Below are 12,607 nucleotides of genomic sequence, written 5' to 3'. Positions count from 1 at the left end.
CGCGACTGTTCCGATCACCTGTTGACCGCGTGAGGCCGGCACAATACGGTCCCGTCTGGTTCCGGGAAGACGAGGTTCCAGACCACCTCGGGCCTCTGCGCGTGACGCTTGTCGTGCTTGCGCTGTGACCTGGAGGGACACGCCACAAGATTGCGGTGCTGGCGCAAGAGTGTCACAGGGGTGACCAGGAACACCTCCGCGCACAGCAAACCCCAGTTCAGAGCACGAAATCGGGTTTCTGAGCGGGACACGTATAGACGACGCTTTGAAGAACGTGCAGCTCAAGCCCTATGCAACGGGATTGGCTCGGCGCCGCTCCGCGAGGCGCGCAAGCGGCTTAACTCCTGCCCGTTCCGCTGACGGCCTTCACATTGCTCCCTTGAGCATCTATCGGTTTAAGTGGTTTGCAAGTGGCACAATACAGACTCTCCTCACGAACCACGCTGCCGTCCGCTTGGACGGCACGAAGGGAAGACATCATGCAGCTAGGCAAGAGGCTCACTGCTATGGCCGCTTGCGTCTTTATGGCGAGCGGGGCGCTGGCTATGGCGTCTCCCGTGGCAGCCGTTGCGGCTACATCGGCTACTGCGGGGAAAAGTCAAGCACGTTACTATTACGGTGCCATCGCTGTGGCGCGGAACGGCCGGACCGGCAGGTCCTGGGACTACAGAACACTGGCTTCCGCCAAACGGCGGGCACTGAGAGAATGCGGCCGCTCCAGCTGCAAAGTCCTTGTGACCTTCGTCAACGGGTGCGGCGCTGTCGCCTACAATTCCAGGAGAAACGTCTTTTGGGGCGGCAGGGGGAGCACGCCCGCCAGGGCGAAGAGGAACGCCGTAGCCAATGCGGGCGGCGGTCGCTGGATCGCCTATCAATGCACCAGGCGATGGGGATAACGCTGGCCCGTCCGTGCAGTTCAAGCGGCACGGGAGTATTCGTGAAGGACTCCACCCAGCCGGTCTCGTCGGCGTACGTTCAGGTCGACGATTCCAGCCGGATCGGTGATGGGATCCGGGACGGCGCTTCCATGACCGCGTTCATGCGTGGCATGCGGACGCTGCGGGGCTCAATTACAGGATTCGGCCTTTGACCTGCCGGTTCTCGGGGTGGCGTTAGCTGCCGATCTGGCGTGGATGAGGCCGCCGGGGATGGCTCTGTGGTGGACTCTTGATGAACACGCAGGCCCCGAGTAACGGCGTACGATCCCAGGCGACCCTGACCAGCAGCTTGGCGCTCCTCAGCCTCATGCTCTTCGGACGAAGGCTTCGCACCGAGTTTCTGAGCCTCACAGGTCAAAACAGTGCTCCTCGTGAAGGCGGGGCCGTCTTCGGCCATGGGCTGGAGGTTGTGTGAGGGCGGAGTAGGCGGAGGTGCCACCGCCTACTCCATCCCGATCTCGATGGCCGCGCTCCGGCAGAGCTAGAGAAGCCCTCTGGAGGTGAACGCGGCACGTACGGCTGCCGCGGCAGTGTCGCCGCCGTGCCGCTGTGCCGCGTTCACCGTGGCCTCGGCCGCCGCCTTGAAGGTGGTGTCCTTGGCGAAGTCGAACTGCGCGTCGATGATGACCGTGCTGCCCAGCGTGTCACCAAGCCTGGTGCGGATGTCGTACAGGGCTGACGACCAGATCTCGCCGTCCGCGTGCACCTCGCCGACCATGTCCTCGGGGTAGTGCTTGGTGCCGTCCAGTCGGCGCAGGCAGTGCGGGGCCCTCGACGTGTAGGGGACCGAGTCCCAGTCGGCCACGCATGCCTCGGGGGTCCGCGTGGGTACGCCGGTCTTCCAGCTGCTGACGGCCACGGCGAGGTAGTCGCCGAAGGCCTCCCCGATCGCGCCCGATTCCAGGGTCGTGCCGAAGCCGGTCACCTGGCCGTCCTGCACGGAGTGGCCGTACTCATGGACGATCACCTCGCCGTCCTCGGCGTCGTCCACGCCTCCCTTGCCGAGGGTGATGTTGGCCTTGTCCTCCCTGAAGAAGGAGTTGTCGCCGCCGTACTGGTTGATCCGCAGCTCGATCTGGCGCTGGTTCACCGGGCGCAGCCGGGAGCCGAAGCCCAGTGACTGGATGTACTGCTGGGCGGTGGTGACCCAGTAGTAGCCCATGACCTGCTCGAACTGGTCGGTGTCGCGGTGCCAGGTCGGGAAGGCACCGTCCACGGTCTTGGCGGCCTTGCCGGTCTCGCTCTTGACCGTGACGTAGCGCCCGGTGAGGGTGCCGGAGCTGTCCAGGTCGGTGAGGGTGACGGTGCGGTACGCCGGGGCGAAGGCCGCGCCGTCGCGGTCGTGGTCGTCGACGAGGGACTCGTCGCCCGTGCTCTGGACCGCGTTGGGGTAGAAGACGGTGGCGGTCGGCTCGGTCGTGGCCTGGGCGGTGCCCGGCGCGAGGAGCGCCGTGATGGTGCCGAACGCCAAGCAGGCCGCAGCCATACGACGTTGGGGGGTGCTCACCGTAGATCCTCCAATTGGTGGGAATCCGGTGAACTTACGGGATCAATGATCCTTTTGTCACCCCCGTGTCGGTGCGGCAACGTTTGTCCCCACCGACGTTCAGAGAGAACCGGGTCAGCAGTAGATCCCTGGTCCTGATCGAATCGACTCCCCGCATGGGGACACGGCGCCGCGGGAATGGCACCTCCTGGCCTGTACGGCGCCGAAGGGACCCGGCTGGATGTCGCGCCACCCGATGAGACAGGAGGCTTCACCGTGAACCCCACCATGTCCGTGAGCGAAGCCGGCCGGACGTTTGCCAGGCCCGCCGCGTACACCGACGAGACCCGCCTTCACGAGGCACTCGCGCTGCTGCGCCGTGAATCTCCCGTCCACCGCGTGGAGGTCCCCGGATACACCCCGTTCTGGGCGGTCACCCGCCACGCCGACGTGCTGGAGATCGAGCGGGACCACACCCTGTGGCTCAGCGCCCCGCGCCCCGTGCTGAGGACCGCGGACCTCGACGCCGCACTCGAAACGCGCCGGGCGCGGGGGACCGCGCTCAGGAGCATCGTCCACATGGACGATCCGGAGCACCGCGTCCTGCGTGCCGTCGGGGCCGACTGGTTCCGCCCCAAGGCCATGCGCGCCCTGGAGATGCGGGTCCGAGAGCTCGCCCGCCTGCACGTGGACCGGATGGCAGAGTACGGCGGCGCGTGCGACTTCGCCCGCCAGGTGGCCGTGCACTATCCGCTCTACGTCATCCTTACCCTGCTGGGCCTGCCCGAGTCGGACTTCCCGCGCATGTTGCGGCTCACGCAGGAGTTGTTCGGCCAGCACGACGAGGAGACCGGGCGCGGCGGCAGCCCGCAGGGCCACACCTCCGTGCTGGAGGACCTCTTCGCCTACTTCCACGAGCTGACGGCCGAACGCAGGGCCAGGCCGACCGGCGACCTCGCCTCGGAGATCGCCAACGCCCGCATCGACGGCCGGCCGCTGGACGACAACACCGCCGCCTCCTACTACATCCTCATTGCCACGGCCGGGCACGACACCACCAGCTCCACCATCGCGGGCGGCCTGGAGGCGCTCATCCGGCACCCGGACGAGCTGCGGCGACTGCGGGACGACCCCGGCCTGCTGCCGACGGCTGTCGAGGAGATGATCCGGTGGGTGAGCCCTGTGAAGGAGTTCATGCGCACCGCCTCCGCTGACAGCCAGGTCAACGGCACGCCAATCATGAAGGGCGAATCCGTGCTGCTGTCGTACCCGTCGGCCAACAGGGACGAGGAGGTCTTCGCCGAACCGTTCCGCTTCGACGTCGGCCGCGACCCCAACAGGCACCTGGCCTTCGGCTTCGGCATCCACTACTGCCTGGGCGCCGCGCTCGCCCGCATGGAGATCCGCGCGCTCTTCGCCGAACTCGTCCCCAGGCTGGCGAGCGTCGAGCTCGACGGCGAGCCCGTGTGGACCGCCACCACATTCGTCGGCGGGCTCAAACGCCTGCCCATCCGCTACGTCATGAAGGACGGCTGAGCGTGCCGACTCGGGCGAGACCGCCGACTGCAACAGCGGAGACAGGATCAGGGGTGGCTGTCGTCATCGGTGGAGTGATCGTGAGTGATGTCGGCCGTGCTCGGTGCGTGCTCGTACGCCCTGTCACACGCCGTCAGGACCCGGCGACAAGACGTTGTCCCACCACACGGGCGAGAACCTGCCATGCTGAGCAACCCATGGTGGACAACACGGTTCAGATGACCTGTGAGCGAGCCGGCGCGGTGCTTGCGCACTGCGCCGGTGGCTTCCTCGACACGGTGGCCTTCGCGGCTCTCGGCGAGCGCGACTATCTCGACATCAAGATCGTCCAGACCCTGAAATGGCCGATGGTGAGCCTGCTGCTGGAGGACGTGCGGCACGTCACCGTCGACAAGGGTCCGGACATCGCATCGTCACTCGTCGACGAGATCACTCTCATGCCGCTGTTGCGCACGGCCACGACGTGGCCCAGTGAAGCCGACGGGCTGGTGACTCGTTTCGACGGTCTGCCTGACTTGTACTGGCTAAGGTTGGTCGGGCCAACGATGATCACGGCGGTGGGAGCCATCATGACCATCTCCACCTCCCCGGACTGGCGCGCACCGTCCTGATCCAGCGCTCGGCAAAGTACGGACCTCCATCACGAACAACACGTGGAGGCGCTGCCGGAAGATCGTCTCAACGTGGAAGAAGTCGCAGGCCAGGAGCCCCTTGGCCGGCAAACGTAGAAAGGGGCGCCAGGAGATGACGGGGCGCCGGAGCGAAGCGGCGGGAGCGCGGAATGCGCCGCACGGTCGCCTCGCTGATCTAGGTCCAGGCCCGTCGTAGCAGACGACGATGCCACGCCGGCAGCGTCGCCGGGGTAACCAGCCGATGGGCGCGCAGCACCGCCGGCAGCCACCGGGCCAAGGCCGCCAGGACGGCTCGATCGGCCCGGTCCGGCCTGGGGCGTCCGACCTGGCGCCGTTGCACTGCCACTTCGTGACGCAGCACCATCGGATGGCCGGGTGTCTTGGTGTCCACGAAGAACCGGTTCTGCTTGTTCTGGCGCTCTTGCCGTCGACTACCCGGTTGTCGTTGTACCGCCCCGCCTGCGGCCATGCGATAGCTGTGGAGAAACCGCCCTGGTCTCACCCACTTCAGCGACGCGGCCAACCGTTCACTCGGGGGCGGGCCCCCGCTCCTCGGCCGCCCGGCGCCCGAGCAGCTTGTCGATGCTGCGGCGCTCGCGTTTGGTAGGGCGACCCGCGCCACGAGCCCGGACGGCCACCGTCACCGCCTCCTCGCGCGGAGGAGGCGGAGGGCTCTTGTCGACGTAGCACTCGGCGGCCACGGCGGCGCCGACGCGCTTGGTGATGATCCGGGAGACGACCACAATGCGTTCGCGCCCCTCGTGCCGCAGCCGGATCTCGTCACCGACCCGGACGACGTGCGCGGGCTTGACCCGTACCCCGTTGACCCGGACGTGACCGCCCCGGCAGGCGTCGGACGCGATCGAACGGGTCCTGGTCAGCCGCACCGACCAGATCCAGCTGTCCACCCGCGCACTCACCTGCTCACCTGACACCCCGACACTGTACTGAGTGACGTGACAACCCGTCGATCGCGCGACAGGAGGCTCACGGCTCGGACGGCGTGCCGAGTTCCGGGACGACGCCCTGGATCTCGGTCTCGATGACGGCGATGTCGTTCTGGATCCCGATGACGAGCACGCCGCGCTCGCCGAGGGCGAATCCCCGGCAGGTGTCGGGCAGCCGGATCTCGTCCAGGGCCGTGCCGGTCGTCAGGTCCCACGTGGTCACGGGGCCGTCGTGGCTCGCGGCGAGCACGACCGGACGCCCGTGGAGCACACCGGCGGCGAGAAAGCGGATGCGGTCCGCGCCGGTCGGGATCGTGCGCAGGGTCTGCCGCCCCGCCGCGTCCCACACGCGGAGGGTTCCCTGCGTGCCGGCCGTGACCACCACCGGCCGGCCGGCGACGGTCGTGGTCGCGACGGCCGGGGAGGCCGCCGGTTCGAGCCAGGCGAGGTGCGAACCGTCCGTGAGTTCCCAGAGGCCGACGAAGAATCTCTCGCCCGTGTACTGGTGCCCGGTGAGCACCACGGCGGCCGGCCTGCCGTTCACGGCCAGCAGCGACACGGCCGCCGGCCGGTCCACCGGCTCGCGCTGCTCGTCCTGGACGCTGACGTCGACCGGCGGGCCGAGGAGCTCTCCCGTGGCGAGGTCGTAGAGCCGCAGCACTTCTCCCGCCGATACGAGCGCCGCGACCGGCCGCCCGTTGAGCCGTCCGGTCGTTCCCGCCTCGACGCTCTCGGCGTAGGGCGGCTCGGCCGGGTCACGGGTCGTGAGGGGTACACGGAGCCCGGTGCCGGGGTGCTGGACCTCGGCGAAACCGATCCCCGCGAGCACCACCAGGGGATGGCCGTCGAGCTCGTCGATCCCGGCGACCTGGGTGAAGCCGACGGGCGCCCGCGCTATGACACGGCGCGCCTCGAGGTCCCACAGGAACGCGGTCTCGTCCAGGCCGACCGACAGGGCGAGGCGGTGCCGGCCGCGGTCGAGCACGGCCAACTCCATGATGTGCTGCCCGTGTCCGGGTGCCGGGGTGCCGAGCTGCTGGTCGGCGAGGGTCAGGTCCCACAGCCGTACGGTGCCGTCCCACCCGCCTCCGGTCACGGCCACCGGACGGCCCTCGACCTGCGTGACCGCGACGGCCTGGGTCCCCTGGGTGTGCCCGGTCAGCGGCCGGCCCAGGAGTCGCCAGTCCAGCAGGTCCCACACCAGCAAGGTGGTGTCTTCGTCGTCGGGACCCGGCTGGTTGTGCCCGGACGAGGTCACCGCGACGGGACGGCCGTCGAGCTCGGTGACGGCGATGCCGGACACCGACCAGCCATGATCGGTCCGGGGCTCGCCCATCGCGCGGCGTTCGCGGAGATCCCAGAGCCGCAGCGTGCCGGAGCCGTCCCCGCTCCCGGTGATGGCGACGGGTCGTCCCGCCACCTCGGTCACCGCGAGGTGGAAGACCGGCTCGGGGCTGTCCATCGCCGGGCCGATCTCGCGCCCTGATCGCAGATCCCAGACCCGCACGGCGGACCGCCCTCCCGTGACCACGACGGGATCGCCGTCCAGCTCGGCGAAGGCGACGGAGTAGAGACGTTCCCCCAGGGGGCCCGCGATGAGGTCGTGGGTGCGCAGATCCCACACATGCATGCCCTCGTCGCCGACGCTCACCCACAGCGGCCGGCCGTCGAGCTCCGTCACCGCGACCTGGTGGATCGAGCCGCGAGCGATGGTCCGCTCGGCGATCAGGCGCGCCGCCAGGAGGTCCCACACCTGCACCCGGTTCGACCCGCCGACGACGGCCAGCAGGCAGCCGTCGAGCGTCGTCAGCGCGAGCTCCGGCGACTGGTAGGACGACCACGGCAAGCCCTCGATCACGCTGCCGATCGGGCGCTGGTCGGCGACGTCCCACAGGCGCATGCGGCCGCCCTCGCTGCCGCTGACCGCGACGGGGCGGCCGTTGTACATCCCGGCCGCGATCGAGCTGATGTTGCCCTGGCGGGCGTTCAGCGTGGCGAGCAGGGCCCCGTGCTGGCGGGCTCCCGTCGCGAACCGGACGGGCCAGGCCGGCGACTCCCGCGTGAACTGCGCATGGAGGTCCGGGGCGCCGAGCCGCGCGGCGTCGAGGGCGAGCACCCGGGCGCGGGCGCTCGGGTCGAGGTGCCGGTGGTCGGCGCTGGAGGCGCGATAGCACGCCACCGCCAGGCGGCCCTCCGTGGTCACCGCCTCGTGCAGGACGGCGAGCAGCGGGCTCGGATCGGCGTGAACGAGGAAGCCGCCGTCCGTGATCAGGTCGTCCAGGGAGCCCGCGCGCGCCGCGTGCCCGGCGAGCTGGGTGAGCACGTACGGGTCCGCGTCCGTCCACACCCGGCGGCCCTCCCGTACGGGGACCGAGCCCGCCAGAGTTCGCACGACGGCGCTGTGCGGGGCGCGGACCGGGCAGTTCGCACGCAGGTGCTCGTCGAGGACCTCGTGGTACAGACGGTAGGTCGGCGAGCCGTCCGGGCGGACCGTGACCTCGACCAGGTACGAGGCGGCGGAGTCGAACACCCGCGTGAGGTCGGCGGCCGACGCGGTGTACCCCGGGCTGAGGGCCTCCGCGAGCCGGAGCCACAGGTCGTTGCGGGGCAGTCCACCGCCCGCGGCGAACGCCAGCGCCGTGAGGATCCGCTCGACGAGGGCCTTGTCCGGGCCGAACGCGTCGAGGTACTTCTCCATGGCCTCGCCGACGGTCGCGGGCAGCTCCTCGTCCGGGGCGACGCCGACCTGGGGTACCGGGGTGCCCGGGAGGAGGAGCCAGCGGCTGGTGAGCTGGGCGACGAGGAAGCTGTGCCGGGATCGCGCGGCGACCTCCGCCGCGATGCCCGCGAGGGCGGGCGTGTCGCGGTAGCGGCCCTCGGTGTCCTCGCCGGCCAGACGCCGGGCGACGTACTCGGCGATGTCGTCGCGGCGCAGGTAACGTTCGGACTCCAGGTCGATGGTCGGCGTCGAGCGTCCCCAGGCTCGCCGGACGCGGGCGCGCGTGCTCCCCGCCGGCGCGGTCCGGACCCCGACGACGACGCGCGCCACGCCCGCGCCGGCCAGCTCGCTCAGCAGCCGCGCGATCCTCAGCGACTCCTCGACGGTGGCGGCTTCGTCGAGCGCGTCGCACATCACGGTGACCGGCCGGCCGGCCGCCGCCTGCCGCTCGCGCAGCGCGACCAGTAGTTCCCCCGGATCGGCCGCGCGTACGTCCGACAGTACAGCGAGCCGGTCCACGACCTCGTCGAAGGTGCGGCCCTTGAGGTGCACGGCGACGTCGACGGCGCCCAGGGCCGGTCGCGGCCCGTCGGCCGGCACGCTCGTCGCCCACCGCGCATCCGTGCCGACGAGAATATGGGCGAGCAGGGCCGACTTGCCCGTCCCCGGGCCGCCGGTGACCACCAGCAGTGGCGGACCGCTCTCGAGCCAGCCACAGACCTCCCGCCGGGCCTCGGTGCGGCCGGTGAAGTACGAGGCGCCGGAGTCCGACTCGACCTCCGACCCGCGGGCCCGGGGCAACCAGTGGGTACGCAGCGCCGGGTCGTGGTCGAGCCGCCACCCCAGCAGGCCGCGCAGCCACGGCCAGGGCTCCAGCAGGGTCGCGAGCGGAAGCACCCGGGCGCCGCCCGAGCCCGGAGCGAGCAGACCCACGACCGCGTCGGCCTCCCGGTCGAACACCGGCGCCCCGGCGAACCCGGCGTCGGACTGCCACGACGCCGCGACCGGGCGCACGCCGAACCACTGTCCTGCGGGCCCGGCCGGACCGTCGAGGACACCCCGGACCTGGGCGATGTCGTTCCCGCCGCCCGGAAACCCGTGCGTGACGAACTCGTGCCCCTCGCCGAGGGCCGGCGCGGCCAACGGCGCCCCGATGACGTCGACGGGCTCGGTCAACTCCAGCACCGTGGCGGTGGGCCCGCGCAGCGCGACCGTGGCCGAACGCCCGTGTATCCCGCCGAAAGGCAGGTCGACCAGTGTCTCGGCCGACGACGGAGACCCGAGGGCGAGAATCCGGCGCGGGCCCAGCAGTACGCCGGCCGTGCCGTCGGACAGACGGGCCAGCCACGACGGCCGCTCGGCAGCCCGGCTCCGCGGCGAGGCGGAGCGGTGCGACGGCATGTGGACGTGGACGCCGCCGCTGACGGACCCGGCCTGGACGAGGGCCCCGTGTACGTCGCCGGTCACGACGTTGACCGTGTGGTCCTGGCCCCTCCCGTCCATGCGGCCATCGTCGCAGAAAGCACTTCTCCCCGCCGGGGGTTTGCGGAGCGGTCACTCCGGCTGGTCGCCGACCACAGAGGTCGCCTCGATGCGTTCGAGCAGGGGCGGGCTCCAATGGGTGCTGTAGGCGGCCTGCAGCCGTGACAGCCGCCAGTCGTGGCCGGTGACGACGCGACGGCACGAAGGCGTGTCACAGCGGCAGGCCATCGACCACGCTTCGACGCCGGTGTGCGTGGCGTAGTCGATGGTGAGCTCCTCGCCTGGATCGATGTCGCGTCGTGCGATCACCGTTGTCGCGTCACGGTGCCAGAGAGTGGGGTCGCAGGAGTGGTTGCCGTAGCGCACCGGGTGAGCGGGATCGAGAAGCAGGTGGACGCCTTCGGCGACGGTGAGGCTGCTGTAGGGCGGTGTGAGGCGGGCCAGAGTCTCATCGCCGATGACGCGTCCGCCGAGCCGCATCACGACCTCGTCCTGGCGGATCCGCTTGATGGCGAACAGCCCGGTGCCGTGGATCGAGGAGAGCCGGGGCCGAGCGCTTGAGGTGAGCCAACATTCGGCCTCGTAGGTCCAGCTCATCATGGCGGGCCGTCAGGGTTCTCGGGTGGCGGTCGCGGGCGGCGGTGCGAGGAGTTCGTGGATGAGCGGGACGGCCAGGCGCAGGACGTCGTCCAGCGGGGCGCCGGCCAGATCGGGAGTGCGCAGCAGGTGGCGGTGGAAGGTGATGCCGAACATGACGGCCCCGGCCAGCGCCGCCCGCAGCCGCGGGTCCGGGCCCTCCAGGTGGAAGGCGATGCGGTCGATGGCCTCGGCGGTGATGTGCCTGCGTAGCAGGTCGGCGGCCTCCTCGCTGGTCAGGCTGGTGCGCAGGAGCACGGCCATGGGGCTGTCGGGGGCGGCGGCCCAGCGTTCGAGCATGGCGCGCAGGTACCTTTCCGCCGAGGCCGCCGGGTCGCCGTCCACGGTGAGCGCGTCCACGTTGATGCGGAGGTCGAGGGCCTCGCGGAAGAGTTGCTCCTTGGTGCCGAAATACTGGATCACCGAGGACTTGTCCACCTGCGCCTCGGCGGCGATGGCCCGGATGGTGGCGCGGTCGTAGCCCACCTCGCCGAACACCCGCCGCCCTGCCTCCAGGATGCGGCGGCGGGTGCGCTCGCCCTTTCTCTCACCGTTGCCGGCCTGCTCGATGACATCGGTCACTGCTGGTCACCTCTTCCTGCGCAGGCCGATGCTATCGACTACCGGCCTGTCAGCCGCCGGGCCGGCCGAGCGGGAAGCCGGACATGTCGCCCGCCTTCATCCGCTCGAACGCCTGCCGCATCGACTCGGCGTCGTTCAGATGCGGGAACGGCTCGCCGGCCGGGACGTCCACGCCGAGGAAGGCGCACAGCGGCTCCCACCCCTCCCGCACGTCGAACACCAGCAGCCGATCCGCCGGGATGCTCTGCTTCACCGTCTCCGAGTGCCGGTTGAAGGCCGCGACGACCAGGTCCTCGTCGCCGGGGTCGTTCCCGAAGGTCCAGTCGGGGCCGAAAAGGGAGCGCCCCATCTGGTCCAGAGCGGGCCGCATGCGCTGCATGGTCGTGAAGAGCTGGCGGATCTGCTCGGGCATCTCGTCCGAAGGGGCCGGACGGTTCTCGCCGGACAGCAACATCCGGATGCTCGGGTCCCACTTGTGCGGGTCACGTACGGTGAGGATGACTTTCGCCTCGGGATAGGCGTCGGCCAGCTCCCGCCAGTAGAAGCTGGCGGGCCAGTCCACCTCCGCCTGGTAGCCGTCCTCGAAGACCCGGTCCCAGTCCTCCCGGGTCCGGACCTTCCCGGCGGTGGCCTCCAGCCAGTGATCGACGTGGCCGGGATGGGTCATCACCTCGACCATGTGGTAGCAGGGGGTGAAGCCCAGCCGCTCCAACGCGGCTTTCATTGACGTGGTGCCGGTGCGTGGAAGGCCCGCGCCGATGACTTTCATCATGCCGAGTTCCCCTGTCGTCCGCGATGACGGTCGCCCTCAGGCTAGGAGGACGGGCGACAAAACTCAACGGCTGTACATTTTTCCGTCGGTAGGGGATCATGCCGCGATGCCCGTGATCTTTGTTGCGCTTCGATCACGATTGCCGAATCTGCATGACTCTCCCGCATGACATCGGATGATCAATGGAGTCAAGTTTCGGAGAGAGGACACCACATGCACTTATCCGCAGTCCGGGCTGCTCTGAGCGGTGCCACCGTCGTCTGCGCGATGCTCCTCACCGCCCTCCCCGCGGCCGCCTCCGTCCCACTGGCCTCGACCGCCCAGGCCGGAGTCGACCGCGGCGTGCTGCTGACCAAGGCGGATCAGCCCCCGGCCGGCGAGTCGTACGGGGACCCATGGGTCAACCCGTACTTCGAGCCCGGCGTCACCGGCCCGACCTGCTGGGAGTACGGGCGCGACACCGGCGCGAGCGCGGGCGTCAGCGCGAGATTCTCCACGCCGACGTGGTTCCACTCCTACAACGACGTCTGGGTCTTCCCGAGCGCGGACGGCGCGGCCGCCTTCGAGCGGCAATGGCGGGCCGACCTGGCGACCTGCGTCGACCGCAACCAGCCGGGCGAGAGTGGCTCGGCGGTGTTCGACATCGCCCGGGCGGGTGAGGCGGACGGCGTGGAGGTCCTGCGGGTCACCGCCGCCACGAACCCGTACTCGACCCTGACCTACCACTTCTGGGTCGCCGTGGTCCGCCAGGGTCGCGCCGTGTACGCCGTCCAGCTCCTCGACTACCGGCACGGCGACCCGCAGCTCATGCCCTTCGACGGCACCGTCGCCAAGATCAAGGCCAAGCTGGCCGCGTTCTACCCCTGAGGCCGCCCGC

At 70.1% G+C, this 12,607-nt stretch carries 11 protein-coding genes; 5 read left to right on the top strand and 6 right to left on the bottom strand.

Translation table 11 applies throughout. From position 1 onward, the window contains the following. Positions 1–479 precede the first annotated feature (479 nt). Both ABZX61_RS35340 and ABZX61_RS35335 read left to right on the top strand, forming a co-directional pair. Positions 480–896: a DUF4189 domain-containing protein gene (locus ABZX61_RS35340; protein ID WP_355200423.1), complete on the top strand. Its 417-nt coding sequence runs from the start codon at positions 480–482 to the stop codon at positions 894–896. A gap of 41 nt (positions 897–937) precedes the next feature. Next, a complete protein-coding gene (locus ABZX61_RS35335; protein WP_350727303.1) occupies positions 938–1,090 on the top strand; it encodes a hypothetical protein in 153 nt (50 codons plus the stop codon). 329 nt (positions 1,091–1,419) lie between these two features. On the opposite strand, the gene ABZX61_RS35330 is transcribed toward ABZX61_RS35335, so the two are convergent. Beyond that, on the bottom strand, positions 1,420–2,445 hold the full coding sequence (locus tag ABZX61_RS35330; protein ID WP_355200422.1) for a M36 family metallopeptidase: 1,026 nt from the start codon (positions 2,443–2,445) through the stop codon (positions 1,420–1,422). Positions 2,446–2,700: 255 nt separating this feature from the next. Between ABZX61_RS35330 and ABZX61_RS35325 the strand changes: the two genes are divergently transcribed. Both ABZX61_RS35325 and ABZX61_RS35320 read left to right on the top strand, forming a co-directional pair. Further along, positions 2,701–3,960 (top strand): cytochrome P450, encoded by a 1,260-nt coding sequence (locus ABZX61_RS35325; RefSeq protein WP_355200421.1) that lies wholly within the window; start codon positions 2,701–2,703, stop codon positions 3,958–3,960. A 197-nt stretch (positions 3,961–4,157) separates the two neighbouring features. Next, a complete protein-coding gene (locus ABZX61_RS35320; RefSeq protein ID WP_355200420.1) occupies positions 4,158–4,571 on the top strand; it encodes a hypothetical protein in 414 nt (137 codons plus the stop codon). A gap of 548 nt (positions 4,572–5,119) precedes the next feature. On the opposite strand, the gene ABZX61_RS35315 is transcribed toward ABZX61_RS35320, so the two are convergent. From ABZX61_RS35315 to ABZX61_RS35295, 5 genes are read right to left on the bottom strand one after another with little or no spacing between them, the layout of a single operon-like run. Next, complete coding sequence (locus ABZX61_RS35315; RefSeq protein ID WP_355200419.1) at positions 5,120–5,527, bottom strand: RNA-binding S4 domain-containing protein; 408 nt, start codon at positions 5,525–5,527, stop codon at positions 5,120–5,122. A 52-nt stretch (positions 5,528–5,579) separates the two neighbouring features. Beyond that, the gene (locus tag ABZX61_RS35310; protein ID WP_355200418.1) at positions 5,580–9,761 is read right to left on the bottom strand and encodes a hypothetical protein; all 4,182 of its coding nucleotides are present in this window, start codon (positions 9,759–9,761) and stop codon (positions 5,580–5,582) included. Positions 9,762–9,812: 51 nt separating this feature from the next. After that, the gene (locus ABZX61_RS35305) at positions 9,813–10,340 is read right to left on the bottom strand and encodes an SET domain-containing protein-lysine N-methyltransferase (protein ID WP_355200417.1); all 528 of its coding nucleotides are present in this window, start codon (positions 10,338–10,340) and stop codon (positions 9,813–9,815) included. 9 nt (positions 10,341–10,349) lie between these two features. Next, positions 10,350–10,958, bottom strand: coding sequence for a TetR family transcriptional regulator (locus tag ABZX61_RS35300; protein WP_355200416.1), 609 nt, complete (start codon positions 10,956–10,958; stop codon positions 10,350–10,352). Between the two features lie 49 nt (positions 10,959–11,007). Continuing rightward, positions 11,008–11,730, bottom strand: a complete 723-nt coding sequence (locus ABZX61_RS35295) for a sulfotransferase family protein (RefSeq protein ID WP_355200415.1) — start codon at positions 11,728–11,730, stop codon at positions 11,008–11,010. Between the two features lie 213 nt (positions 11,731–11,943). On the opposite strand from ABZX61_RS35295, the gene ABZX61_RS35290 reads away from it, so the two are divergent. Beyond that, a complete protein-coding gene (locus tag ABZX61_RS35290) occupies positions 11,944–12,597 on the top strand; it encodes a hypothetical protein (protein WP_355200414.1) in 654 nt (217 codons plus the stop codon). Positions 12,598–12,607 lie beyond the last annotated feature (10 nt).

Source organism: Nonomuraea sp. NPDC003709 (assembly GCF_040610775.1).
In the GTDB taxonomy this organism is placed as follows: domain Bacteria; phylum Actinomycetota; class Actinomycetes; order Streptosporangiales; family Streptosporangiaceae; genus Nonomuraea; species Nonomuraea angiospora_A.
Note: the sequence above shows the minus strand (reverse complement) of the source record. Positions and strands in the feature narration are given on the sequence as shown.